We start from the raw sequence: 23061 nt of genomic DNA, 5'->3' as shown, positions 1-23061 counted from the left end.
CTTTCTACCGCCATCAGCGCCGCACTTGCATGCAGCGCCGAAGAAGCAAGATCTTAAAGCACTTTGGCGATCGCGTCAATAACGATGTCGATATTGCGCGAATTCAACGCTGCCACGCAGATGCGGCCCGTGTCGACGGCATAGATCGATTGCTCGCGCAAGGACGCCACTTGCTCCTTGGTCAGGCCCGAGTACGAGAACATGCCGATCTGCTGGCGCACGAATTCGAAGTCGTGCGCTGGCGCCTTGGCTTTCAGCTTTTCCACGAAGGCATTGCGCATTTCACGGATGCGCACGCGCATGCCGGCCAGTTCCTCTTCCCACAACTGGCGCAGTTCCGGCGTGGCCAGGACGGTAGCAACCACCTTGCCGCCATGCGTAGGCGGGTTCGAGTAGTTGGTACGCACGACGCGCTTCAATTGCGACAGCAGACGGGCAGCTTCATCGGCGCTCGCAGCGACGACGCTCAGGGCGCCCACGCGCTCGCCATACAGCGAGAACGATTTCGAGAACGAGTTCGACACCAGCAGCGGGCCGCCCGCGTCGGCGAAGCGGCGCACCACGGCGCCATCTTCGGCGATGCCGTTGGCAAAGCCCTGGTAAGCCATATCCAGGAACGGCACCAGGCCCCGCGACGTGACGATGGCGATGATCTGATCCCACTGGGCCACGCTCAGGTCGGCGCCGGTCGGGTTGTGGCAGCAAGCGTGCAGCACGACGATGGAGCCGGCTGGCATGGCGTTCAGGCTGGCCAGCATGCCGTCGAAGTTCACCCCGTGGGTGGCTGCATCGTAATACGCGTAGTTATTCACGACGAAACCGGCGTTTTCAAACAGCGCGCGGTGGTTTTCCCAGCTTGGATCGCTGATGTAGACCTGAGCACCCGGCGCGAAGCGCTGCAGGAAATCGGCACCGATCTTCAGTGCGCCCGTGCCGCCGATGGCTTGCACGGTGATGGCGCGGCGCTCTTGAATAACGGCACTATCGGCACCAAATACGAGTTCTTGCACCGCCTTGTCGTAGGCGGCCAGGCCTTCGATCGGCAGATAGGTGCGTGGCGAGGCCTGTTCGATCAGGATGGCTTCTGCCTTGCGTACGCAAGCTAACAGCGGCACTTTACCGTTGTCGTCATAATAGACGCCAACGCCCAGATTGATTTTGGCGGGATTCTGGTCCGCGTTAAATGCTTCGGTGATGCCCAGGATCGGGTCGCGTGGGGCCATCTCGATGGCGCTAAACAGACTGGCAGAAACAGTTGGGTTCGTCATGATAAGATTGGATTCGATTGGAAGCAGGTTCACAGCGGAGTTGTAGACAGCGCCCCGAATACAACGCCAGGGCCGCCAGCAGAGCACTATTCTAACAAAGGTCTGATTCACATGCCCGAATTATCTACCGCCAGCGAGGCGGAAAGCGCAATTATCTCTTTCCCGGACTCCCCCTTCAAGCTGCACCAGCCCTTCCCTCCGGCTGGCGATCAGCCGGCGGCGATCGCCCAGTTATCCGAGGGGATTGCCGATGGCCTGGCCTTCCAGACCCTGCTGGGCGTGACCGGTTCGGGCAAGACCTACACCATGGCCAACGTCATCGCGCGCATGGGCCGGCCGGCCATCGTCTTCGCGCCCAACAAGACGCTGGCGGCGCAACTGTACAGCGAATTTCGCGACTTTTTCCCGCAGAACGCGGTCGAATACTTCGTCAGCTACTACGATTACTACCAGCCAGAAGCCTACGTGCCGCAGCGCGACCTGTTCATCGAAAAGGACTCGTCGATCAACGAACATATCGAGCAGATGCGTTTGTCGTGCACCAAGTCGCTGATGGAGCGGCGCGACGTCATCATCGTCGCCACCGTCTCGGCCATCTACGGTATCGGCAACCCGAACGAATACCACCAGATGATACTGACGTTGCGCGTAAAAGACAGGGTCGCGCAGCGCGACGTCATCGCGCGCCTGATCCAGATGCAGTACACGCGCAATGAAGTCGATTTCGGCCGGGGCACCTTCCGCGTGCGCGGCGATACCATCGACATCTTCCCCGCCGAGCATGCGGAACTGGCCGTGCGCCTGGAAATGTTCGACGACGAGATCGAATCGATCCAGCTGTTCGACCCGTTGACGGGCCGCGTGCGGCAAAAAATCCCCCGCTTCACCGTGTACCCGGGTTCGCACTATGTGACGCCCCGCTCCACCGTGTTGCGCGCCGTCGAGACCATCAAGGACGAACTGCGCGAGCGCCTCGAGTTCTTCCGCAAGGAAAACAAGCTGATCGAAGAACAAAGGCTGGAACAGCGCACGCGCTTTGACCTGGAAATGATGGCCGAAATCGGTTTCACCAAGGGCATCGAAAACTATTCGCGCCACCTGTCCGGCGCGCTGCCGGGCGAACCGCCGCCCACCCTGGTCGACTATTTGCCCGCTGACGCGCTGATGTTCCTCGACGAGTCGCACGTGCTGACGGGCCAGCTGAGCGCCATGTACAACGGCGACCGTTCGCGCAAGACCAACCTGGTCGACTATGGCTTCCGCCTGCCGTCGGCGCTCGACAACCGGCCCTTGAAATTCGAGGAGTTCGAACAGAAGATGCGTCAGACGATCTTCGTCTCGGCCACCCCGGCCGACTACGAAAAAACGCATTCCGACCAGGTGGTCGAGCAGGTCGTGCGCCCGACCGGCCTGGTCGACCCGCAAATCATCGTGCGCCCCGCCAGCAGCCAGGTGGACGACCTGATGTCGGAAATCGTCGAACGCATCAAGAAGGATGAGCGCGTGCTGGTAACGACACTAACCAAGCGCATGTCCGAGCAATTGACGGAATACCTGGGCGACCATGGCATCAAGGTGCGCTACCTGCACAGCGATATCGAAACGGTGGAACGCGTGGAAATCCTGCGCGACCTGCGCCTGGGCACCTTCGACGTCCTGGTGGGCATCAACTTGCTGCGCGAGGGCCTGGACTTGCCGGAAGTGTCGCTGGTCGCCATCCTCGACGCGGACAAGGAAGGCTTCTTGCGCTCAGAGCGCAGCCTGATCCAGACCATCGGCCGCGCCGCGCGTAACCTGAACGGCACGGCAATCCTGTACGGCGACCGCATCACGGACTCCATGCGCCGCGCCATCGACGAGACAGAACGCCGCCGCGCCAAGCAGATCGCTTTTAATACGGCCAACAACATCATCCCGATCGGCGTCAAAAAATCGATCCGCGAAATGATCGACGGCGTCTACAGTCCGCAGGAAGCGCGCGAAAACCTGCAAGTGGCGCAGGAAGCGGCGAAGTTCGAGGCCATGAGCGAGAAACAGGTCAGCAAGGAAATCAAGCGCCTGGAAAAACTGATGGTCGACCACGCCAAGAACCTGGAGTTCGAAAAGGCGGCGCAAGTGCGCGACCAGCTGCACCTCCTCAAGCAGCAGCTGTTCGGTGCACCCGGCACCGACAATGTGGCGTCGATCCTGGGCAAGTAAGCGCCAGCAATGGTGTCGGATGACGGCGCTTCGCGCCTGATCCGGCCTGCCCCATCTTCCCGGTTTTCAACGCTCCTGAACAAAGGCCGTCACCGCGTCGATCAGCGCGGGCGCCAGCGGCAGCTCGGGATTGCCATACGACGGCATTTGTTGCGCCAAATCGCCACTGACCATTTTCAATACATGGTTCATGCCTGGCACGATCAGCAACTGCGCCCTCGGCGCGGCCGCCGCCAGCGCCTGCGCGTCGACCACCGACACCTGTAGATCGGTCGTCCCTTGCACGATCAACAACGGCATGCGCAGCGCGGCCACCGCATCGCGGGGCGAATACTTCAGCGACGAGATCAGATACGGCTGCACGGAAGGCCGGTAAAGCGCCATCAGGGCAGGCGGCACGTCCTTTGCCAGCTCACCCTGCCTGAGCGAGACCAGGATGCGTTCGTTCTGCGCATACAGCCCGGGTGGCAGGCGCGGCTTGAGCTGCGCGCGCAGGATTTCGTCGAGCGTGCTACCCGCGCCAGCGATCGAGATGCAGGCATCGGCAGGCGCCCTCTGGCAAGCTAGCGCAGCGATCAGCGCGCCTTCGCTATGGCCAGCCATCACGATATGCGAAAAGCGTGGATCGGCGCGCAATTGCCGCAGCCAGGCCGTTGCGTCGTCGATATAGTGGTCGAAACGCAGATCAGCTTCACTCAGCCCTGCCTGCGTGCTGGCGCCGATGCCGCGCTTGTCAAAGCGCAGCGTAGCGATGCCATTACGCGCCAACGCGTCAGCCAGCATGCGCAGCCCATCATTGTGGCCCGGCAACATGGCGCTGTTGCCATTGCGGTCAGTCGGACCGGAGCCGGCATGCAGCAGCACAACCGGCACCTTTCCATCCACCTTCGGCAGCGACAGTGTGCCGTGCAATACGCCGCCAGTCACCGCCAGCGTCACCTCCTGTTCACCACCGGTGGCGGCGCGTACCGACAAGCACACCATCAAGACCAACATTCCCAGCGTCCATCGCAACATGGTTCCCTCCTGTCAGTGAATTTCCAGTTGATCCTTGTCCAAGCGCTTGTACTGCAGCAACGAGTACAGGATGGCCAGAGGCACCCAGGCCAGCGCCAGCACCAGCAGCAGCCAAGCAGGGGCGCCCAGTGCCAGTGCGACCAGTCCCAGCAGACCGCTGCCCACCATCAGCCTGGCCGCCAGTCGGTGGGTGACATACCAGACGCGCTCGCTGGCCAGCGTCCACGGCGTGCGGATGCCGAGATAGAAATTGCGGCGCACCTTGCCCATTGGATTGCCAGCCAGTATCAGCATCACCAACAGCCCGGCCGGCACCGCGCGCGCTATCGGCACCTCCATGCCCATGGCGCTGGCCAGCACCAAGCCATGCACGTACGCGAGCAGGCCCATCACGACCACGAAGCTGTAGTAAAAAGTGGGCGCGAACGGCTGCACTTCAAAGCGACGCGGCGACAGCGATGGCAGCAGCAAGGCCAGCAGCAGGAGGAAGGCCATCAGGCCCGGCCCCAGCAGCCACAGCACCGCGCGCGGCGCGTAGCCATCCACCTCGCCCCGGTAATTCCAGTGCACGGCCACCACCTCGGGCATCTGCGGCCAGGCGTACAGGGTGGCCGCAATGACGGCGGCGATCATCAACAGGCTCAGGGCGATAAAGCGCGCTTTCATCATTTGCTCTCCTTATGGTCGGTATCGGTCAGGTCCAGCATCCACGCCAGCACATCCTGCAGCACAGTGGTGTTGAGGCCATACCAGATGGTCTGGCCTTCGCGCCGGCGCGTGATCAGGTCGGCATCCGCCAGCACCGCAAAATGGTGCGACATGGTCGGCTTGCTCATGTCGAAACGGGCGGCCAGGTCGCCGGCCGTCATTTCACCGGCCCGCAGCAGCCGCAGGATTTCGCGCCGCGCAGGGTCGGCAATCGCCTTGAAGGCACTGTTGGCGGCATTCATATTAAGATAAACATCTAATTAGATAGTTATCTAAATATAGAGCCAGCTGCGGCAGGGGTCAAGAGATTTTCAGTACCCGCCCGGACAAGAAGACGGACGGGACACGATTCCCGGCCCTGCTCTCAGGCCCAGCCCGGCACCGCCCTACTCCGGCAGCGAATAGTCGATGTCGTAGAAATGCTGACCATCGACGATGCGGATGGCCATCGTCCCGCTGATGCCCGTCAGTTGCCCCGTGCCGGAATACGGCACGATGACGATACTCAGCTCCTGCCTGCCGTCGGCCATCGTGCCGAAATGCTGGGCCACGAAACTGCCCTCTTTTCCCTGCAGGACGCCCGTGATGGCTTCCATCGCGACATAGCCGGCAGCGCCTTTGGTGTCGGTCACGCCATTGAGCATCTGCCCCTTGGCAGTGGCGACAAGGTCGCCCGCATACACCTTGTCAAGCAGCACCCTTCCCAAGGTCGTGCGCCCCGCGCGTTGCGGCGCCGTGGCCGGCGTCATGGTGATGCTAAAACTTCCCGTAGCGTGCGCGTGCATGCGATGATTCCCCTCTGTAGACGAGGCGGCGCCGGCTGGCGCCACCGATAGACAACATGCGGCCAGCATCAGGCCCGACCAACTGTGTGATTTCATGATTCCCTTCCGATCAATGCGAGAGGGCCAGCTTAAGGCCGTGCAGGAGACAAATATTGGATAAAGCCGACAGCGCGGCCAATCTGCTTGCCGTGCGCGGGCAAGCACCGAAAGGCATCGTCGACCCGCACGCAGCGGCCCGCCGCATACGCCTGGCGATCTATCCACCGGCTGCAGCGCTGGCGCCGTTCGTCGAGTATTGCTGGGTGGTCGAATGGGACAGGCGGGGCTGCGCACCGGAGACGCAGCGCGTGCTGCCGTATCCGAACGCCCATCTGGTTTTCGATGCCGGACGCACCGCCATTCATGGCGTGGTGCGCGGCGCCTTTGACAGGCCATTGATCGGTGCAGGCAAAGTACTGGGCGTGCGTTTCGCGCCGGGTGGCCTGCGCCCGCTCATCACGCAGCCACTGTCAAGCTTCACCGACACGACCATCGCGGCCGAGGCGCTGCTGGGCATGCCGGCAGCGCAAGCCGAGGCGCGGGTGTTAGGCAAGTCCGACGATCTGACCATGGTGGCGCAGGCACAGGCACTGCTGCTGGCAAGACTGCCGCAGGTCGATGATGCTGCCCTGCTGTCCGCCCGCTTGACTGCCGCGGCAGCGGCCCATAACGGTCCGGCGAGTGTGGCGCAACTGTGCGAAAAAATGGCCATTGGCGAACGCAGGCTGCAGCGCCTGTTCGCCAACTACGTAGGCGTGCCGCCTAAATGGGTCATACAGCGCTACCGCCTGCAGGAGGCGATCTGGCGCCTGGCGCAGCCCGATGCACCCGACTTGGCCAGCCTCGCACATGAACTGGGCTTTTTTGACCAGGCCCATTTCAGCCGCAGTTTTGCGGAACTGGTGGGCAGCGCGCCGCTCGACTATCGCCGCTCGCAACTGGCGAAAGTCGCCTAGCCCGGCGCTTCAGTGCACTCACCACATCGCACTGCACTGCAGTCATGTTCGCCGCCCCTGCTTTCCTATGCTCGCGCTCATCATGTCGAACAGGGTGCGTGACGCGGGCGGCATCGCATACTGATGCCGGCTAATCAAGCCCAGTGTCCGCTTCACGGCAGGATTGACGAGCGGCACGCCGACCACCGTGCTTTGCCGCTCCGGCAAAATGGACAGCCCCGGCACCGCTGCCACGCCCAACCCCGACTCCACCAGCGCCAATATGCCTGATACATGGTTGATCTCGCACGAGATCCAAGGGTGCTTTTCCACGCCAGCCAGCGCCGCATCGAGCACGCTGCGGTTGCCGCTCGACTTGGCCACCGAGATATAGCGCTCGTCGACGGTGTCCTTCCAGTTCAGTTTCTTGCGCTTGGCCAGCCGGTGATCGTGCCGCATCGCCAGCACGTAGGTCTCGACGTAGATGGGCTGGAAATTGATCTCCGGATTTTCCGCGCCGGTAAAGCTGATGCCGAAATCCGCCTCCCCCGCCAGCACGAGATTGAGCACGTCTTGGGCGCTTTCGTCATGCACGCGCACGCGGATTTTCGGAAACTGCGCGCTGAAGCGCTTGAGCACGTCGGGCAGGAAATGCCATACGGCCGAAGGCACGCAGGCGAACGTCACCGTTCCGGTGCGGTGTGCGGCGAGGTCGGCGACGCCCAGTACGGCATCCTCCAGGCCATTGAGCGCATCGCGTACGTTCACCAAAAACACCTGTCCGACATTGGTTAGCTGCACGCGCCGGGTGGTGCGTTCGAACAGCTTGACACCCAGCGCATCCTCCAGTTTTTCGATGCGGCGGCTGAGCGCCGGCTGCGACAGGAACAGGTCGGCTGCGGCCTGGCGAAAGCTGTTGCGCTCCGCCACTGCCACGAAGGCCTGCAAATCATGAAGTTCGTAATTGATGCGTGCCACGCATTAATCCCTGGAAAAATTGCAATTATCAAATTATGCCATTTCAACGATGATGGGATCCTAATACTGAGCCTCGCCAAGAAGGCATCACTCAAAAACCGGAGACACCATGCCCGCCATTTGCAGCGGCGTCAACAACACAAACTGCGGGGGCGTGCGCGGCCAAAGCCGGGAAGCTGTGCGACCGGCAGGCCTGGGCCGACCTCAAGCCGCCGCTCGGATCGGTGTATCTGGGACGCCAGGCGACCATGCTGGGCGACACCAACGCGCCCTTGGACCCGCTGGCGATCCACTGCGCCTCCCTCCATCCGAACATCGACATCGCGCAGCGCCACGGGCCATGTCGATGACGGCTTCCAGCGCGCTTTCGCCTACCCGGAAAAAAGCGCTCTCGCCACGCTTGGCCCTGGACCTCGAATTGGACTACACCCTGTGGCAAGGCGATACCGCCGGCGTCACAGGAGCGCGGAGCAACGACCGCAAAGGCATGAGCCTGACGTTCGGCCTCATGCGCAAATTTTAACGACAGGAGAAACAACGATGCTTCAACATATCCTGGTGCGGCGATCCGCCCCCATACTGGCCGGCTTCATGCTGCTCGCCGCCGGCGTGGCCCACGCCGCCGACATCCGCGTGGTCAGCTCAGGCGGTTTCGCGCAGGCCTACAAAAACCTGGCGCCCACCTACGAGCGCGCCAGCGGCAACCATCTGCTGTCCGAATGGGGGCCGTCGATGGGTACCACAAAGAATGCGATCACGGCGCGGCTGGCACGCGGCGAACCGATCGACGTCGTCATCATGGTGGGCGACGCGCTCGACAAGCTGATGCAGGAGGGGCGCCTGGTCCCCGGCAGCAAGGTAGTCCTGGCGAATTCGCCGATTGCCTGCGCCGTGCGGCGCGGCGCGGCAAAGCCCGACATCAGCACCACCGAGGGCTTGCGCAGCGCTTTCCTGCACGCGAACAAGGTGGCCTATTCGGACAGCGCCAGCGGCGAATACATCGAGAAGCAACTGATGAAGAAACTGCACATCTCGGAACAGATGCAGGGCAAGGCCGCAAAAATTCCCGCCACCCCCGTCGGTGAAATCATCGCGCATGGCGAGGCAGATTTTGGCTGCCAGCAGCGCAGCGAACTGCTGCCGGTCGAGGGCATCGACATCGTCGGCCTGCTGCCGCCGGAAGTACAACTGATGACGCAGTTTTCGGCAGCGCTGGTCCCGGGCGGCAAAGAACCAGAAGCCGGCCGCGCCTTGCTACGCTTCCTCGCCGCCCCTGCCAACGCCGGCGCGATCGAAGCAACCGGACTGGAACCGGCATCGGCACCCATGCCAATCACACACTAGACGACGTCACTCATCTTTCATCAATAGGTAAACCATGGCCATTCCATCCACCGTCACGCCCAACGCCAAGGCTGCACCGCCGCGCGCGCAGGTGCACCCTCCCTCGCGCATCGCCACCGTCATCCGGGTGACGAGCGGGAACTTCATCGAAATGTACGATTTTTTCCTGTTTGGTTTTTACGCGACGTATATTGCCAAGGCCTTCTTCCCAGCCACCAGCGAATACGCGGCCTTGATGATGACGTTCGCCACCTTCGGCGCGGGTTTCTTCATGCGGCCGCTGGGCGCCATCATCCTCGGCAGCTATATCGACCGCATCGGCCGCCGCAAGGGCCTGGTGCTGACCTTGGCCATCATGGCTTCCGGCACGGCGCTGATCGCCTTCGTGCCCGGTTATGCAACCATCGGGCTGCTGGCGCCGTTCCTGGTGCTGATCGGGCGTTTGCTGCAAGGCTTCTCCGCCGGCGTAGAACTGGGCGGCGTCTCGGTCTACCTGTCCGAGATGGCGACACCGGGCAACAAGGGATATTACGTGAGCTGGCAATCGGCCAGTCAGCAAGTCGCCATCATCTTTTCCGCCGCGCTCGGCTACTATCTCAACGAAACCTTGAGCAAGGAATTCATCGCGGACTGGGGCTGGCGCATCCCGTTCTTCATCGGTTGCTCCATCATCCCGGTGGTGTTCTACATCCGCCGTTCACTACAGGAGACCGAGGCCTACCTGACGCGCAAGTCCCATCCGACGTTCCGGCAAATGCTGGGGACTATCACCCTCAACTGGCCGCTGGTCGTCGCCGGAACGATGCTGATCGTGCTGACGACGGTCGCGTTCTACCTGATCACCGTCTACACGCCGACCTTCGGCAAGAACGTGCTCAAGCTGAGCACAGAGGAAAGCCTGCTCGTCACGCTGTGCATCGGTTTGTCGAACTTCATCTGGCTGCCCCTCATGGGCGCTCTGTCCGACCGGATCGGGCGCTGGCCGATCATGGCCGCGTGCTCGGCGCTGACGGTGCTGACCGCCTATCCGGCCTTGTCCTGGCTGGTCGCCCATCCCAGTTTCGACCACATGCTCATGGTGGAGCTGTGGCTGTCCTTCCTCTATGGCAGTTACAACGGGGCCACCATCGTCGCGCTGACGGAAATCATCCCGGCCAGCGTCAGGACCACGGGTTTTTCGCTGGCCTACAGTCTGGCCACCGCGCTGTTCGGCGGCATGACGCCGCTGGTATCGACCTTGCTGATCGAAAGCACCGGCGACAAGGCGGCGCCAGGCTACTGGATGGCAGGCGCCGGCGCCATCAGCCTGCTGGCCACGTGGCTGATCTATCGCGGCATCGTCAAGGAGCGCCATCCCGTCCCGGCATGAACCAGTCCCACCTGGCCAGACGGCATGTCATGGTGTCATGGCCAGGCGGGCCGGCGCATGTGAAACAGGCTGTCCGGTCCGATCTCAAAATAATCGGCCGGCCCGCCACCGCGCAATATCGGTGCAGCGGCGGCCGTGTCGTACACGCCATCGCTCAACAGATGGCGCGCGATATGCACGCCCACCACTTCACCCAGCACCAGCCAGCTGCCGACACCATCGCCATTGACGCCTTGCAGCTCGATGATCTGCGTGCGCCGGCATTCGAAGGACACGGGGCTGTCGGCTACGCGCGGCACATTGACGATGCGCGAGGCGGCCGGGCTCAAGCCGGCCAGCGCGAATTCGTCGACGTCGGGCGGCGCCGCCGCGCAGCTGAGGTTCATCGCCTCGGCCAGCGGACGCGTCGCCAGGTTCCACACGAATTCGCCCGTCTGCTCGATATTGCGCAAAGTGTCCTTGCGGCCGATGCTGGAAAAACCGATCAGCGGCGGCGTGTAATTGAAGGCGTTGAAAAAACTGTAGGGCGCCAGGTTCAGCACGCCTGCGCTGCTGCGCGTGGCGATCCAGCCGATCGGCCGTGGTCCGACAATCGCATTGAAGGGATCGTGCGGCAGGCCGTGGCCCTGCGCAGGTTCATAAAAGTGAATGGGGTCAAGCACGCGCGTTCCTGAAGTCAAAAGAAGTCAAAGGCGCCCGGGGATGGAGCGCCTGAAACGACAGCTTACTGGAATTGCCGCCACCACGTTGCCAGCCCGCCGGCGCCAGGTGCGCTCGCGCACAGACGACCAAGGCGACAATTGTATGGCGCGCCCCAGCACGCCTCGCTTATGATGGCACAACTCAACCCTTATCATAGCGCTACCGCCCATGCATACACTCACGCTGCACCAGAAAGTGTTCTTGCTCCTCTTGAGCATCGTCACCATCGGCTTCGGCTGGATACTGGCGCCATACGCTGGCGCCATCTTCTGGGGCGTCATCCTGGCGATCCTGTTTGCACCTGTGTATCGCTGGCTGCTGCGGAAAAGCAAGGGCCGCGCCGGCCTGGCGTCGGTGCTGACCTTGCTGCTCATCGTCGTCATCGTGATCCTGCCGCTGTCGCTCATTTCAGTGTCGCTGGTGAACCAGGCGGCCAGCGTAGTGGAAATGGTACGTTCGGGCGAAATCACGGTCGGCATGTTCTTCAATAAAATCATGGCGGTGCTGCCGCAATGGCTGATCAATTTGCTCGAGCGCTTCAATCTGAGCAGCCTGGCCAGCCTGCAGGACAAGCTGGCCGAGGGCGCCACGCAGCTAAGCCAGGTGGTGGCGGTGAAAGCCATCAATGTGGGCCTGTACACCTTTGAATTCCTCACCAGCCTGTGCATCATGCTGTATCTGCTGTTTTTCCTCATGCGCGATGGCTCCGCCCTGTCGGCCCGCATCAAGGGCGCCGTGCCGCTGAGCCGCAAGTACAAGCAGCGCCTGTTCACCAATTTCACGACGGTGATCCGCGCTACGGTGAAGGGCAACATCCTCGTGGCGATCGCCCAGGGCGCCCTCGGCGGCCTGGCGTTCTGGTTCCTGGACGTGCCCGCGCCCCTGCTGTGGGCAGTGCTGATGGCCTTCCTGTCGCTGCTGCCAGCCGTCGGCGCCGCCCTTGTCTGGGCGCCCGTGGCCGTCTACTTCCTGGCCACGGGTGCGATCTGGCAAGGCGCAGGCCTGGCCGCCTTCGGCGTCTTCGTCATCGGCCTGGTCGACAACGTGCTGCGCCCCATCCTGGTGGGCAAGGACACCAAGATGCCCGACTACGTGGTGCTGCTATCGACCGTAGGCGGCATGGCCCTGTTTGGCCTGAACGGCTTCGTCATCGGCCCCGTGGTGGCGGCCCTGTTCATCGCTTCGTGGGATCTGTTCGTCTCGGCCAGCGAGTTTCAGGCCGAGGATTAAAGCGTGGCGACCTGGCCAAGCGGGAAACAGATGCGCATCAACCCTGCACGACAGGAGCATGATTTTTCTCTCGGCCAGCGTCCCCATGGCCGCTACATCGCCGCGATTATCCTGCTGCACCTGGCGCTGTTCTGGGCCGCTACGCAGCCCGTACACACCAGCATCGAGCACGATGACCGGGTCTGGCTGCAGCTGACGCCACCACTGCCGCCAACACGAGGGTTGATTCCACCCGCCGAGCCAGATCCAGCGCCGGCACCTCCGCCAACCCTTCCATCGAGCACGGCAAGCGTGTCGCCACAGAAGGAGGCGCCAGCACCGGTGCAGGACCAGCCGCAAGACGATGCCCTGTCGGCAGAACCGGTGCCTGCCGCACCCAAGGCCGCCCCCCTCACCCTGGCGCAACAGGCGCTGCAGGCAGCCGGCGCCATCGACCGCCAACTACGCGCAGAGCATCCGCAGGAATTCGTGGCGCCGCCCGAGACGCCGCACACGCGCCTGGCGAAAGGCTTCGCGGAAGCGCATGCGGCGGTCAAGCCGAAGTGGTTCGAAGCAGCACGTATCGAACTGTGGAGCGCACCAAACGATCCCAAGCGCATCTACCGCGTCATCACGGCGACCGGTGAATACTGCATCTATTTGCCGGACAAAGGCAATATGACGCTGAACCTCAGCGCGCGATCCGGCTACGCCGGTTTTGGCGAAGGGACTGCGGCCCCTTGTCCCATCAGGTTCTAACGACGAGTGAAGGTGGGTAGCGGGAGGTGTACGAACAGCCCGGATCGCTTGCATTGACACTGCCATTGCACTATCGTTACAGCACGCGCGTGTTGCCAACCTTGCAAAACAACCGGAGATCCTACCGTGTCGCTCATCCTCTACGGCCATCCTTTTTCCTCGTACACGCAGAAGGTGCTCATTGCCCTGTACGAGAACGCCATACCGTTCGACTTCCGCTGCCTGGCACCGGACATGCCGCAGCACCTGCAGCAGTGGCTGGCGCGCTGGCCGCTGCGCAAGTTTCCGCTGCTGGTGGACGGGGAGCGCAACGTCGCCGAGACCAGCATCATCATCGAATACCTGCAAGTGGCCCATCCCGGCCCGCTGCGCCTGCTGCCGGACGACTCGATGCAGGCGCTGGAAGTGCGCTTTCTCGACCGATACTTCGACCTGCATGTCATGACGCCCGTGCAGCTTGCCGTCGGCGCGGCCCTGACTGGCGACCCGGCGAAGACTGAGGAAAGCCGCGCGTTTGCCGGCGAAAAACTGGACCTCGCCTACGCCTGGCTGGAAACCCACCTGGCGGGCAGGACGTGGGCCGCCGGCGAAGACTTTACCCTGGCCGACTGCGCCGCCGCCCCGTCGCTGTTCTATGCCGACTGGACGCAGCCGATTCCCGCCGCGCTGCCCCTGCTGCGCGCCTACCGCGCGCGCCTGCTGGCCCGCCCATCGTTCGCCCGCGCTGTGGAAGAAGCACGCCCGTATCGCCACCTCTTTCCCCTGGGCGCGCCGCAGCGCGATTGAGGCGACTCAGGCAAACACGGGGCGGAAAAAACTGCGCTCGTAGCTGACGATGCAGCGCGTCTCCTCCGCGTAGCGGAAAGCGGCCTGGCACTCGGCGTCCTGCATCGAGTCGCTGCGGTACTGCTCGTACAGGGCCAGACTGGGGAATGAAAACATGGCCAGGGCCACGTTGCTGGTGCCTTCGGACGGTAAAAAGTAACCGTGGTGCTGGCCGCCGAAGCGTTCGACCAGCGGTATCCACAGCTTGCCGTAGGCTTCGAATTCCGTCAGTTTGTACGGGTCGATGATGTAGCGCAAATAACAGGTGATCATGCGGTTTCCTTGTAAACGTTCACATCCATCAGCATGCCCGCTTCCCAGGAGCCGATGGCGGCCAGTGGCGAGCCAGGCAAAAAGTCCAGCGCGCAGGGATACGTAAAAGCGTCTTGTGCCAGCACGCCGAGCCCCGGCCAGCCGTAAAACAGCAGCTTGCCCTTGCCGATACGGCCCAGCGCGCTGCCGTCGGGCAGCCAGCGCAAGCCGTTACCCGTGCCGCCCCCCGCCTCCACGGGCACCTTGCCCAGGCAACTGCCGTCGGCCAGCGCGTACATGGAAAGGAATTCCGTGCCGCCCGCGTGGTGCAGCACGGCCAGATATTCCCCATCTGGCGACGGCGCGCACGACATCAGGCCTGGCAGCGACAACACTACCCTCCCGCCGCCCGTCCGCAGGGGCCAGTCCCACACACTGCAGTAGTCGGGCGGCTGCAGCAGCCCCTCGTCCACCGACTTGACGCCGTGCTGTACCAGTAAACGCCGCCCGCCATCGATGGCGTCGATCGTGTGCATGGCGCGCAGCATCTCGCCAGCATGCACCTGCGTGAAGAGCACCTCGCCCGTTTGCGCGTCGCGCAGCCGCAGGCTGCCATCCCAGCCGCCATCGGCCAGATATCGCCCGCACGGCGACCATGCGGGGCCGCAGCCTTCGCCATCCTTCTTGTTTCGGAAGTTCAGCAGCAGCTGGCCCGCCTGCGCATCCACCACGGCCATCTGGCCCGTCGTGCTCTTGATGGCCAGTTGACTGCCGTCGGGCGAAAACGCCATGCCCGACATGTGCGCGATGAACTTGCCGCGCCACAGTTTCTGCCGTGCCGCCACATCCCACAAGACCAGGTCGCGCCCCAGCACAGCCAGGCGCGTGCCATCGGGCGAAAAGCGCACGCCGTAGCTGCAACCGAGCTTCAGGGGCTTCGGCCTTGCCGTCATGGGCGCGCCAGACGGTACACGACGCTATCGATGTCGTAATGGCGTTCCATGCCCGCGTATTGCATGCCCAAACGCGTCATGACCTTGATCGAGGCGGCATTGTCCGGGTGCGCCACGGCCACCACTTCAGGCGCACCGACGACGTCGAAGGCATGCGCGACGATGGCGGCGGCCGCCTCGCTGGCATAGCCCTGCCCCCAGCCGGTGCGGGCCAGACGCCAGCCGATTTCATGCGGCCTGGTTTTGTCGCCATCGAGATGCTGCAGGCACGCCATCCCCACCATCTCGCCATCGTCGAGACGGATCAAGGCCCACCACGAATAGCCCCATTCGGCCCAGCGACCTACCAGACGCGTGACGGCAGCGCGCGTGTCCTCTTCCGTTTCGGGCTGGCCCGCGTTCAGATAAGTCATCACCTCGGGATCGGTGTTGAGAGTGCGCATGCGCTCGTAGTGGTTTTCGGTGATCGGTTCCAGGCGCAGCCGCGCCGTCGTCAGTATGGTCATCGCATTTCCTTGGACGAAAAAAAAGACGATACACGATCGTCTTTTTTTTGCAAGCGCGCACGCAATTACTTGCCTGCTTCGCCCTTCTTGATCCATGCCGCCAACTGGTGCGGGCGCAGGCCGTCATAGTCTTCGAACGGCTGATGGATCCACGGGTTGTGCGGCAATTCGTCGAGGAAGTAGTCTGGACGCACGACGGAGCAGCCTTTCAGCCAGATCACGGCCGATTTGACTTCGGTCACGTCAGGGAAGTTTTCCTTCAGGTGACGCGTGACCTTGTCCAGGGTGACGCCGGAATCGGCCAGGTCGTCGACCAGCAGGATGCGGCCAGCCAGCGGACCCTTGGTCATGGTCATGTACTTGGCGATATCGAGGTCGCCGCGCACGGTGCCCGCGTCTTCGCGGTAGGAGCTGGTCGACAGGATGGCCAGCGGCAAATCAAAAATGCGCGAGAACACGTCGCCAGGACGCACGCCGCCGCGCGCCAGGCACAATACCTGGTCAAACTTCCAGCCTGATTCGTAGACCTTGAGCGCCAGGCGCTCGATCAGGCGGTGGTACTCTTCCCAGTTGACCCAGAGATGTTGATCGTTCGATTGTGGGGTAGTCATGATAGTGAAATCTTATTATTAGCGTGATTAAAAAAATCCGCCTTGCGGCGGATTGTGTCCAGCAGCTTACTCGAATGGGTGGCGCAGCACGATCGTTTCTTCACGATCCGGACCGGTCGAAACCATGTCCACCGGTACGCCGACCAGTTCTTCGATGCGCTTGATGTAAGCGCGCGCCGTCGCCGGCAAGGCAGCCAGCGATTTCGCGCCGACCGTGCTTTCCGTCCAGCCTGGCATCTCTTCGTACACCGGTACGCAACGTGCGGCTTCTTCAGCGCCCGATGGGAAGATGTCCGTGGCCACGCCGTCGATGGTGTAGCCAGTGCACAGTTTCAGCGTTTCGATACCGTCCAGCACGTCCAGCTTGGTCAGGCACATGCCCGTCACACCGTTGATCTGCACGGAACGGCGCAGCAAGGCGGCGTCGAACCAGCCGCAGCGGCGGGCGCGGCCCGTCACGGTGCCGAATTCATGGCCCACTTGCGCCAGGTGATGGCCGACGCCTGCATCCGTTGGCAATTCCGAAGGGAAAGGACCGGAACCGACGCGCGTCGTGTAAGCCTTGGTGATGCCCATGATGTAGTGCAGCATGCCTGGGCCTACGCCCGAACCGGCAGCGGCATTGCCGGCCACGCAGTTCGACGAGGTGACGAACGGATAGGTGCCGTGGTCGACGTCAAGCAGGGAACCCTGCGCGCCTTCGAACAGCAGGTTTGCGCCGGCCTTGTGCGCCTTGTACAGCGCGCTCGACACGTCGGTGACCATGGGACGCAGACGCGGCACATAGGCCAGCGCGTCGTCGAGGGTCTTCTGATAGTCGACTTTCGGTGCTTTCAGGTAGTTTTCCAGCACGAAGTTGTGGTAATCGAGGTTCTCGGCCAGCTTTTCGGCAAAGCGCTTCTCGTTCAGCAGGTCGGCGATACGGATCGCGCGGCGCGCCACTTTGTCTTCATAGGCCGGGCCGATGCCCTTGCCGGTGGTACCGATCTTCGCATCGCCACGCTTGGCTTCACGCGCCAGGTCGATCGCGGTGTGGTACGGCAGGATCACGGGCGCAGCGTCCGACACTTTCAGGCGCGAGGCGACTTCGACGCCCACAGCTTCGAGTTTGTCGATTTCGCGCAGCACGTCCGGCACGGAAACGACCACGCCGTTACCAATGTAGCAGGCTACGCCTGGACGCATGATGCCCGAAGGGATCAGTTGCAGCGCGGTTTTCACGCCGCCGATGACCAGCGTGTGGCCTGCATTGTGGCCGCCCTGGAAGCGCACCACACCCTGGGCGTGATCGGTCAACCAATCGACGATCTTGCCTTTACCTTCATCGCCCCATTGGGTGCCGATGACAACGACGTTCTTTGCCATAATTTTCTTTGACATCACTCAACCTAAGTTTTTAAGAATCCAGCTACTACCATTATCGGCAAGTACCAGCACGCGATCGCACTCGAACTCGTCTTGTTCATTACTGTGACCCGGCATACTCTGGATCACGACCTCGCCCGCCTTGCGCAACTCGGCGATTTTTTCCTTCAATTCTGGCGCGCTGCCCCACGGCGCGCGGATCGAATGCTTCCGTTCCGCGGTCGGTAACAGGCGCGCCAGTTCGCGCAAATCGAGCGAGAAGCCGGTCGCGGGACGAGCCCGGCCGAACGCTTCGCCGACGTGGTCATAACGGCCGCCGCGCGCAACCGCGTTCGGCAAGCCAGGTACATACAGCGCAAACATCGCGCCGCTTTCATATTGGTAGCCGCGCAGGTCGGCCAGGTCGATCGCCACTTCGGCGCGGCCCAGGGCGGATCCTGCCAGCGCGGCCAGCTCGGCCAGCGCCTTCAGCACGCCCGGCAACGGCGGCAGCACTTGGCGTGCACGCGCCAGCACGTCGATGTCGCCGTACAGATTCGGCAAGGCCAGCAAAGCATCGCGCGTGACGGGATCGTAGGTGGCAGTCAGCGCACGCAGGCCCGGCGCATCTTTCGCGCGCAGCAAGGTGTACAGCGCAGCCTCGTCGCGCACGGCAGCGGCGTCTTGCGCAATGATAGCGCGCAACAGGCCGACGTGCGACAAATCCAGGCGGACAGAGTCGAAACCGGCCAGTGCCAGCGAAGCGAGCGCCAGTTCCTGGATCTCGGCATCCGCTTCCAGGCCGGCGTGGCCATAGATTTCGGCGCCGATCTGCAGCGGTTCGCGGGTGGCATGCAGACCCGACGGACGGGTATGCAGCACGCTGCCGGCATAGCACAGGCGGGTCACGGTGGCACGGTTCAGCAGGTGCGCGTCGATGCGCGCCACTTGCGTCGTCATGTCGGCCCGCAGGCCGAGCATGCGGCCCGACAGCTGGTCGACCAGTTTGAACGTGCGCAGGTCGGTATCCTTGCCAGCGCCAGTCATCAGCGATTCCAGATACTCGAGCAGCGGCGGCATGACCAGTTCATATCCGTACAGACGGAAATTATCCAGCATGAGGCGGCGCAGCTCTTCGATCTTGCGCGCTTCCGACGGCAGAACATCGGCAATATTTTCGGGCAAAAGCCAATTCGGCATGAGGGAGCGAGATACGGAAGAAAGTTGAAAAAATGCATCATGCGAGGCAGCGGCGAGCGCGCCAGGCAAGAGGCCGAACCTGATATTTTACGCGAAAACACGGGCCTTTAGGGACAAGTTCTCCGAATAGCTGCCACACAGCCCTAAAAACACCGCATTTTACGCCTTCCCGCAACAACTAGACGGGCACAAAAAAACGGGGCCGGCGTCGATGCCGGCCCCGCTGCTGCTGCCACCCGTCCTTGCGGCCAGGTGCAGTCTCGATGCTGCCTTACTTCTTGGACGGAGCGGCCGTGCCGTTACCCTTGAAGTACTTGAAGAATTCCGAACTCGGATCGACTACCATCACGTCGCCCTTGTCCTTGAAGGTGGCGCGGTAGGCTTCCAGGCTACGGTAGAACTTGTAGAACTCCGGATTCTTGCCAAACGCTTCCGCATAGATTTGCGACGCCTTGGCATCGCCCTCGCCGCGGATCTTCTCGGCTTCGCGATACGCTTCGGCCAGGATCACGGTGCGCTGCTTGTCGGCGTCGGCGCGGATTTTCTCGGAGTCGGCCGAACCGGTCGAACGCAGCTCATTGGCCACGCGCACGCGCTCGGACTTCATGCGCTCGTACACGGAGTTGTTGATCTGCTCGACGTAATCGACACGTTTCAGGCGCACGTCGACGATTTCCACGCCGATGGCCTTGGCTTCCGCCGAGACCTTCGCCAGGATCGCTTCCATCACCTTGCCGCGCTGGCCCGAGATCACTTCGCGCACGGTGCGCTTGGTGATTTCATCGTTCAGCGCCGCCTTGACGATTTGCGACATGCGGTTGCGGGCCGGTTTTTCATCACCACCGAAGCTGCGGAAATACAGCCGCGGGTCGGCGATGCGCCACTTCACGTAGGCGTCGACGAGGATGTTCTTCTTCTCGGCCGTGATGAAGCGTTCCGGCTCCGGCGTATCGAGCGTCAGGATGCGCTTGTCCAGGTACAGCACGTTCTGGAACGGCGGCGGCAGCTTGAAATACAGGCCCGGCGTGCTGATGACTTCCTTGACTTCACCGAGGGCGAAGACGACCGCATACTTACGCTGGTCGACCACGAACACGGTCGAGGACAAGAGCATGATCGCGATAAAGCCCGCGATCAGGGCGGCTACGATACGGTTCATTAGCGGCTCTCCCGTTCACGCGAAGAGCGGCTGTCGCGGCGCGTATTGACTTCTACTGTCTGCATGGCTTCCTGTGGCAAAACGGTATTGGCTGCGGGTGTCGCGGCAGCACGGGCGGCGGCAGCGGCAGCATCGGTGGCAGCCGTCTGGGCGATCAGCTTGTCGAGCGGCAGATACAGCAGATTGCTGCCCGTCTTCGCGTCAACCATGACCTTGCTGGCACTGCTGAACACTTGCTGCATCGTTTCCAGGTACATGCGGTCGCGCGTGACAACGGGCGCCTTCTGGTACTCAACCAGCACCTGTTTGAAACGCGAGGCATTACCAGCGGCGTTTTCAGTCACCATCGAACTGTACGCTGCGGCTTCCTCCATCAGGCGGAAAGCGGCGCCGCGGGCTTTTGGAATGACGTCATTGGCGTAAGCCTGGCCTTCATTCTTCTGGCGTTCGCGGTCCTGTCCAGCCTTGACGGCATCGTCGAAAGCGGCTTGCACCTGCTCCGGCGGCTGCACGGCCTGCATCGTCACGTTGGTGATGACAGCGCCAACCTTGTAGCGGTCCAGAATTTGCTGCATCAGCTGCTGCGTATCGTAAGCGACCTTTTCGCGGCCTTCGTACAGCACGAAGTCCATCTTGCTGCGGCCGACCACTTCGCGGATCGCCGTTTCGGCGACCTGGCGCAGGGTGTCTTCCTGGTCGCGCGTGTTAAACAGCCACGCCACGGGATCTTTCAGCGTGTATTGCACCGCGAACTGGATGTCGATGATGTTTTCATCGTCCGTCAGCATCAGCGACTCGCTGGCCTGCTTGTTGCGCAGCGACTGGCGGTAACCCACTTCCACCGTGCGCACCTGCGACACGTTGACCGTTTCGTCGGTCTGGAACGGGTACGGCCAGCGCCAGTTAAAACCGGCCGGCGTAGTGTGGCTATACTTGCCGAACGTGAGCACCACGCCGTTCTGGCCCTCTTGCACGATGAAGGCGCCACTGGCGAGCCAGATGAAGACGGCGATCACGCCGACCACGCCGGCGGTGATGCCGGCGCCCTTCATGTCGGGACGCGGGCCGCTGCCACCACCGTTGTTATTGCCGCCGTTGTCGGGACGGTTCTTCTGTCCGAAAAAGGCATTCAGGCGCTGATTGAAATCGCGCCACAACTGATCGAGGTCCGGCGGACCTTCGCCGGGCTTTTTGCCTTCTTGGGCTTTCTTGCCGTCGTCCTTGCGATTGCCCCAGCGGGGATCGTTCAGGGACAACTTCAAGCCTGTTTTTTTGAGTAGGGAGACAAGCATAACTATCGTGTTCCGACTTGGGAGTGGGTGGAAATCCTATCGTCCTCGCCAGGCTCTTCGTCCTGGTCCGGGGCGGCGCCATCGTGCTGGTCGTGCTGGTCGTACTGACCGTCCAACTGATCTTCCTGCTGTGCTTCGTCGTTCTGATACAGGTGGGCCGAGCGAGGCGCCTTCCTGGCCATCTCGACGATCGCATCGCGCAGCAGGTCGAGCCCGCTGCCCTTCTGCGCACTGACAAACACGCGACTGATCGTAGCATATTCGTCGCGCTCCACCGAAGGCTCCAGCCCGGCCGCATCGATCTTGTTCCACACCAGGATTTGCGGAATATGATCGGCGCCGATCTCTTTCAAGACCAGATTGACCTGCTCGATCTGCTCCATGCGTACCGGCGACGCAGCGTCGACGACATGCAGCAGCAAATCGGCATGGATGGTTTCTTCAAGCGTGGCGCGGAAAGCGGCCACCAGCTGATGCGGCAATTCGCGCACGAAACCGACCGTATCGGAGATCACCACATTGCCCACTTCCTGGCCCAGGTAAACCCGGCGCGAGGTGGTGTCCAGGGTGGCGAACAATTGGTCGGCGACATACACGCCAGCCTTGGTCACGGCATTGAACAGGGTCGACTTGCCGGCATTGGTATAGCCGACCAGGGACACCGAGAATGTGTGATTGCGGCCGCGCGCACGGCGCTGCGTTTCGCGCTGCTTGTGCAGTTTTTCCAGGCGCGCGCGCAGGGCCTTGACACGGTCGCCGATCAGCCGGCGGTCCGTTTCAAGCTGCGTCTCGCCGGGACCGCGCAAGCCGATACCGCCCTTTTGCCGCTCAAGGTGGGTCCAGCCGCGGATCAGGCGCGTGGCCAGATGCTGCAGCTGGGCCAGCTCGACTTGCAGCTTGCCCTCGTGGCTCTTGGCGCGCTGCGCGAAGATGTCGAGGATCAGGCTGGTACGGTCGAGCACCCGCACGTTCAGGCGCTTTTCCAGATTGCGCTGCTGAGCAGGTGAAAGGGCGTGATTGAAGATGACGATTTCCAGGCCATCGTTGACGACGACGTCGCCAATTTCATCGGCCTTGCCGCTGCCGACGAAATACGCGGAATCGGGACTGGAACGCTTGGCCGTGATGGTGGAAATCGGGTCAGCGCCAGCCGAGCGCGACAACAGCATGAGTTCCTCCATGCTGGCGGCGAAGTCGCTGTGACCGAAGTCAACCCCGACTAGTACGGCGCGCATGATGGCATCAGACAAGTTGCGGCGGACGCCGACGCCGATGCAAACGCATCAGCGCCGCTGGCGCGGACGGGGGCGATGGAGGGTGAAAGGCGCTGGGCCTTCAAGCTCAACGCTTTACTCCGCTTCAGATTCAATATTGAGATTGACGGCACGGGCCGGCACCACTGTCGAGATGGCATGCTTGTACACCATCTGTGTCACTGTATTGCGCAGCAATACGACATATTGATCGAACGATTCGATATGGCCCTGCAATTTAATGCCATTGACCAAGTAGATCGAGACAGGAACATGCTCTTTGCGTAATGCATTGAGGAATGGGTCTTGTAACAGTTGCCCTTTGTTGCTCATAACAGCTCCGTTTGTTTATGT

The 23061-nt window shown here is 62.3% G+C and carries 25 protein-coding genes; 8 read left to right on the top strand and 17 right to left on the bottom strand.

Going from position 1 to position 23061, the window contains the following annotated elements; genetic code table 11:
* Positions 1-53: 53 nt before the first annotated feature.
* Positions 54-1268, bottom strand: coding sequence for an amino acid aminotransferase (locus C8C89_RS12090; RefSeq protein WP_208327694.1), 1215 nt, complete (start codon positions 1266-1268; stop codon positions 54-56).
* 111 nt (positions 1269-1379) lie between these two features.
* Between C8C89_RS12090 and uvrB the strand changes: the two genes are divergently transcribed.
* Positions 1380-3467 carry an excinuclease ABC subunit UvrB gene (gene uvrB / locus C8C89_RS12085; RefSeq protein ID WP_101482148.1) on the top strand — a complete coding sequence of 696 codons (2088 nt, stop codon included), beginning with the start codon at positions 1380-1382 and terminating at the stop codon, positions 3465-3467.
* A 66-nt stretch (positions 3468-3533) separates the two neighbouring features.
* On the opposite strand, the gene C8C89_RS12080 is transcribed toward uvrB, so the two are convergent.
* The 4 genes from C8C89_RS12080 to C8C89_RS12065 form a co-directional block, all read right to left on the bottom strand.
* Entirely contained in the window at positions 3534-4484 is a 951-nt protein-coding gene (locus C8C89_RS12080; protein WP_133990074.1) for an alpha/beta fold hydrolase, read from the bottom strand.
* A gap of 12 nt (positions 4485-4496) precedes the next feature.
* Positions 4497-5153, bottom strand: a complete 657-nt coding sequence (locus C8C89_RS12075) for an SdpI family protein (protein ID WP_243857989.1) — start codon at positions 5151-5153, stop codon at positions 4497-4499.
* Positions 5150-5434, bottom strand: a complete 285-nt coding sequence (locus tag C8C89_RS12070) for an autorepressor SdpR family transcription factor (RefSeq protein ID WP_101482150.1) — start codon at positions 5432-5434, stop codon at positions 5150-5152. The genes C8C89_RS12075 and C8C89_RS12070 overlap by 4 nt, the downstream gene beginning before the upstream one ends.
* A 144-nt stretch (positions 5435-5578) precedes the next feature.
* A complete protein-coding gene (locus tag C8C89_RS12065) occupies positions 5579-6073 on the bottom strand; it encodes a DUF3224 domain-containing protein (protein WP_243857988.1) in 495 nt (164 codons plus the stop codon).
* A gap of 56 nt (positions 6074-6129) precedes the next feature.
* Between C8C89_RS12065 and C8C89_RS12060 the strand changes: the two genes are divergently transcribed.
* Entirely contained in the window at positions 6130-6972 is an 843-nt protein-coding gene (locus C8C89_RS12060; RefSeq protein WP_243857987.1) for a helix-turn-helix domain-containing protein, read from the top strand.
* A 42-nt stretch (positions 6973-7014) separates the two neighbouring features.
* Here C8C89_RS12060 and C8C89_RS12055 read toward each other — a convergent pair whose 3' ends face one another.
* Entirely contained in the window at positions 7015-7929 is a 915-nt protein-coding gene (locus C8C89_RS12055; protein WP_101482152.1) for a LysR family transcriptional regulator, read from the bottom strand.
* A gap of 346 nt (positions 7930-8275) precedes the next feature.
* Here C8C89_RS12055 and C8C89_RS26950 point away from each other — a divergent pair, with 346 nt between their 5' ends.
* From C8C89_RS26950 to C8C89_RS12045, 3 genes are read left to right on the top strand one after another with little or no spacing between them, the layout of a single operon-like run.
* Positions 8276-8452, top strand: coding sequence for a hypothetical protein (locus C8C89_RS26950; protein ID WP_166674717.1), 177 nt, complete (start codon positions 8276-8278; stop codon positions 8450-8452).
* A gap of 17 nt (positions 8453-8469) precedes the next feature.
* The gene (locus C8C89_RS12050; protein WP_133990072.1) at positions 8470-9273 is read left to right on the top strand and encodes a substrate-binding domain-containing protein; all 804 of its coding nucleotides are present in this window, start codon (positions 8470-8472) and stop codon (positions 9271-9273) included.
* 34 nt (positions 9274-9307) lie between these two features.
* The gene (locus C8C89_RS12045) at positions 9308-10642 is read left to right on the top strand and encodes an MFS transporter (RefSeq protein WP_133990070.1); all 1335 of its coding nucleotides are present in this window, start codon (positions 9308-9310) and stop codon (positions 10640-10642) included.
* Positions 10643-10677: 35 nt separating this feature from the next.
* On the opposite strand, the gene C8C89_RS12040 is transcribed toward C8C89_RS12045, so the two are convergent.
* Positions 10678-11304 (bottom strand): flavin reductase family protein, encoded by a 627-nt coding sequence (locus C8C89_RS12040; protein ID WP_133990068.1) that lies wholly within the window; start codon positions 11302-11304, stop codon positions 10678-10680.
* Between the two features lie 208 nt (positions 11305-11512).
* Between C8C89_RS12040 and C8C89_RS12035 the strand changes: the two genes are divergently transcribed.
* From C8C89_RS12035 to C8C89_RS12025, 3 genes are all read left to right on the top strand, one after another.
* Positions 11513-12574, top strand: coding sequence for an AI-2E family transporter (locus C8C89_RS12035; protein WP_133990066.1), 1062 nt, complete (start codon positions 11513-11515; stop codon positions 12572-12574).
* A gap of 3 nt (positions 12575-12577) precedes the next feature.
* Complete coding sequence (locus C8C89_RS12030; protein ID WP_133990064.1) at positions 12578-13312, top strand: hypothetical protein; 735 nt, start codon at positions 12578-12580, stop codon at positions 13310-13312.
* 126 nt (positions 13313-13438) lie between these two features.
* A complete protein-coding gene (locus tag C8C89_RS12025; RefSeq protein WP_101482159.1) occupies positions 13439-14098 on the top strand; it encodes a glutathione S-transferase family protein in 660 nt (219 codons plus the stop codon).
* Positions 14099-14104: 6 nt separating this feature from the next.
* On the opposite strand, the gene C8C89_RS12020 is transcribed toward C8C89_RS12025, so the two are convergent.
* The 10 genes from C8C89_RS12020 to hfq all read right to left on the bottom strand — a co-directional run bounded on the left by C8C89_RS12020 (position 14105) and on the right by hfq (position 23040).
* Positions 14105-14410, bottom strand: a complete 306-nt coding sequence (locus C8C89_RS12020; RefSeq protein WP_101482160.1) for an NIPSNAP family protein — start codon at positions 14408-14410, stop codon at positions 14105-14107.
* Complete coding sequence (locus tag C8C89_RS12015) at positions 14407-15342, bottom strand: hypothetical protein (RefSeq protein WP_101482161.1); 936 nt, start codon at positions 15340-15342, stop codon at positions 14407-14409. The genes C8C89_RS12020 and C8C89_RS12015 overlap by 4 nt, the downstream gene beginning before the upstream one ends.
* On the bottom strand, positions 15339-15848 hold the full coding sequence (locus C8C89_RS12010) for a GNAT family N-acetyltransferase (protein WP_101482162.1): 510 nt from the start codon (positions 15846-15848) through the stop codon (positions 15339-15341). The genes C8C89_RS12015 and C8C89_RS12010 overlap by 4 nt, the downstream gene beginning before the upstream one ends.
* A 65-nt stretch (positions 15849-15913) precedes the next feature.
* Positions 15914-16459, bottom strand: a complete 546-nt coding sequence (locus tag C8C89_RS12005) for a phosphoribosyltransferase family protein (RefSeq protein WP_034752020.1) — start codon at positions 16457-16459, stop codon at positions 15914-15916.
* Between the two features lie 66 nt (positions 16460-16525).
* Positions 16526-17839, bottom strand: coding sequence for an adenylosuccinate synthase (locus C8C89_RS12000; protein WP_034752021.1), 1314 nt, complete (start codon positions 17837-17839; stop codon positions 16526-16528).
* A 3-nt stretch (positions 17840-17842) separates the two neighbouring features.
* A complete protein-coding gene (locus C8C89_RS11995; RefSeq protein WP_133990062.1) occupies positions 17843-19003 on the bottom strand; it encodes an ATP phosphoribosyltransferase regulatory subunit in 1161 nt (386 codons plus the stop codon).
* 271 nt (positions 19004-19274) lie between these two features.
* Positions 19275-20162, bottom strand: a complete 888-nt coding sequence (gene hflC, locus C8C89_RS11990; protein WP_101482164.1) for a protease modulator HflC — start codon at positions 20160-20162, stop codon at positions 19275-19277.
* The gene (hflK, locus tag C8C89_RS11985) at positions 20162-21454 is read right to left on the bottom strand and encodes an FtsH protease activity modulator HflK (RefSeq protein ID WP_101482165.1); all 1293 of its coding nucleotides are present in this window, start codon (positions 21452-21454) and stop codon (positions 20162-20164) included. The genes hflC and hflK overlap by 1 nt, the downstream gene beginning before the upstream one ends.
* 2 nt (positions 21455-21456) lie before the next feature.
* On the bottom strand, positions 21457-22689 hold the full coding sequence (hflX, locus tag C8C89_RS11980) for a GTPase HflX (RefSeq protein ID WP_101484652.1): 1233 nt from the start codon (positions 22687-22689) through the stop codon (positions 21457-21459).
* Positions 22690-22803: 114 nt separating this feature from the next.
* Positions 22804-23040 (bottom strand): RNA chaperone Hfq, encoded by a 237-nt coding sequence (gene hfq, locus C8C89_RS11975; RefSeq protein WP_008450615.1) that lies wholly within the window; start codon positions 23038-23040, stop codon positions 22804-22806.
* Between the last annotated feature and the right edge of the window lie 21 nt (positions 23041-23061).

The organism is Janthinobacterium sp. 75 (assembly GCF_004365495.1).
Lineage (GTDB): Bacteria > Pseudomonadota > Gammaproteobacteria > Burkholderiales > Burkholderiaceae_D > Janthinobacterium.
Note: the sequence above shows the minus strand (reverse complement) of the source record. Positions and strands in the feature narration are given on the sequence as shown.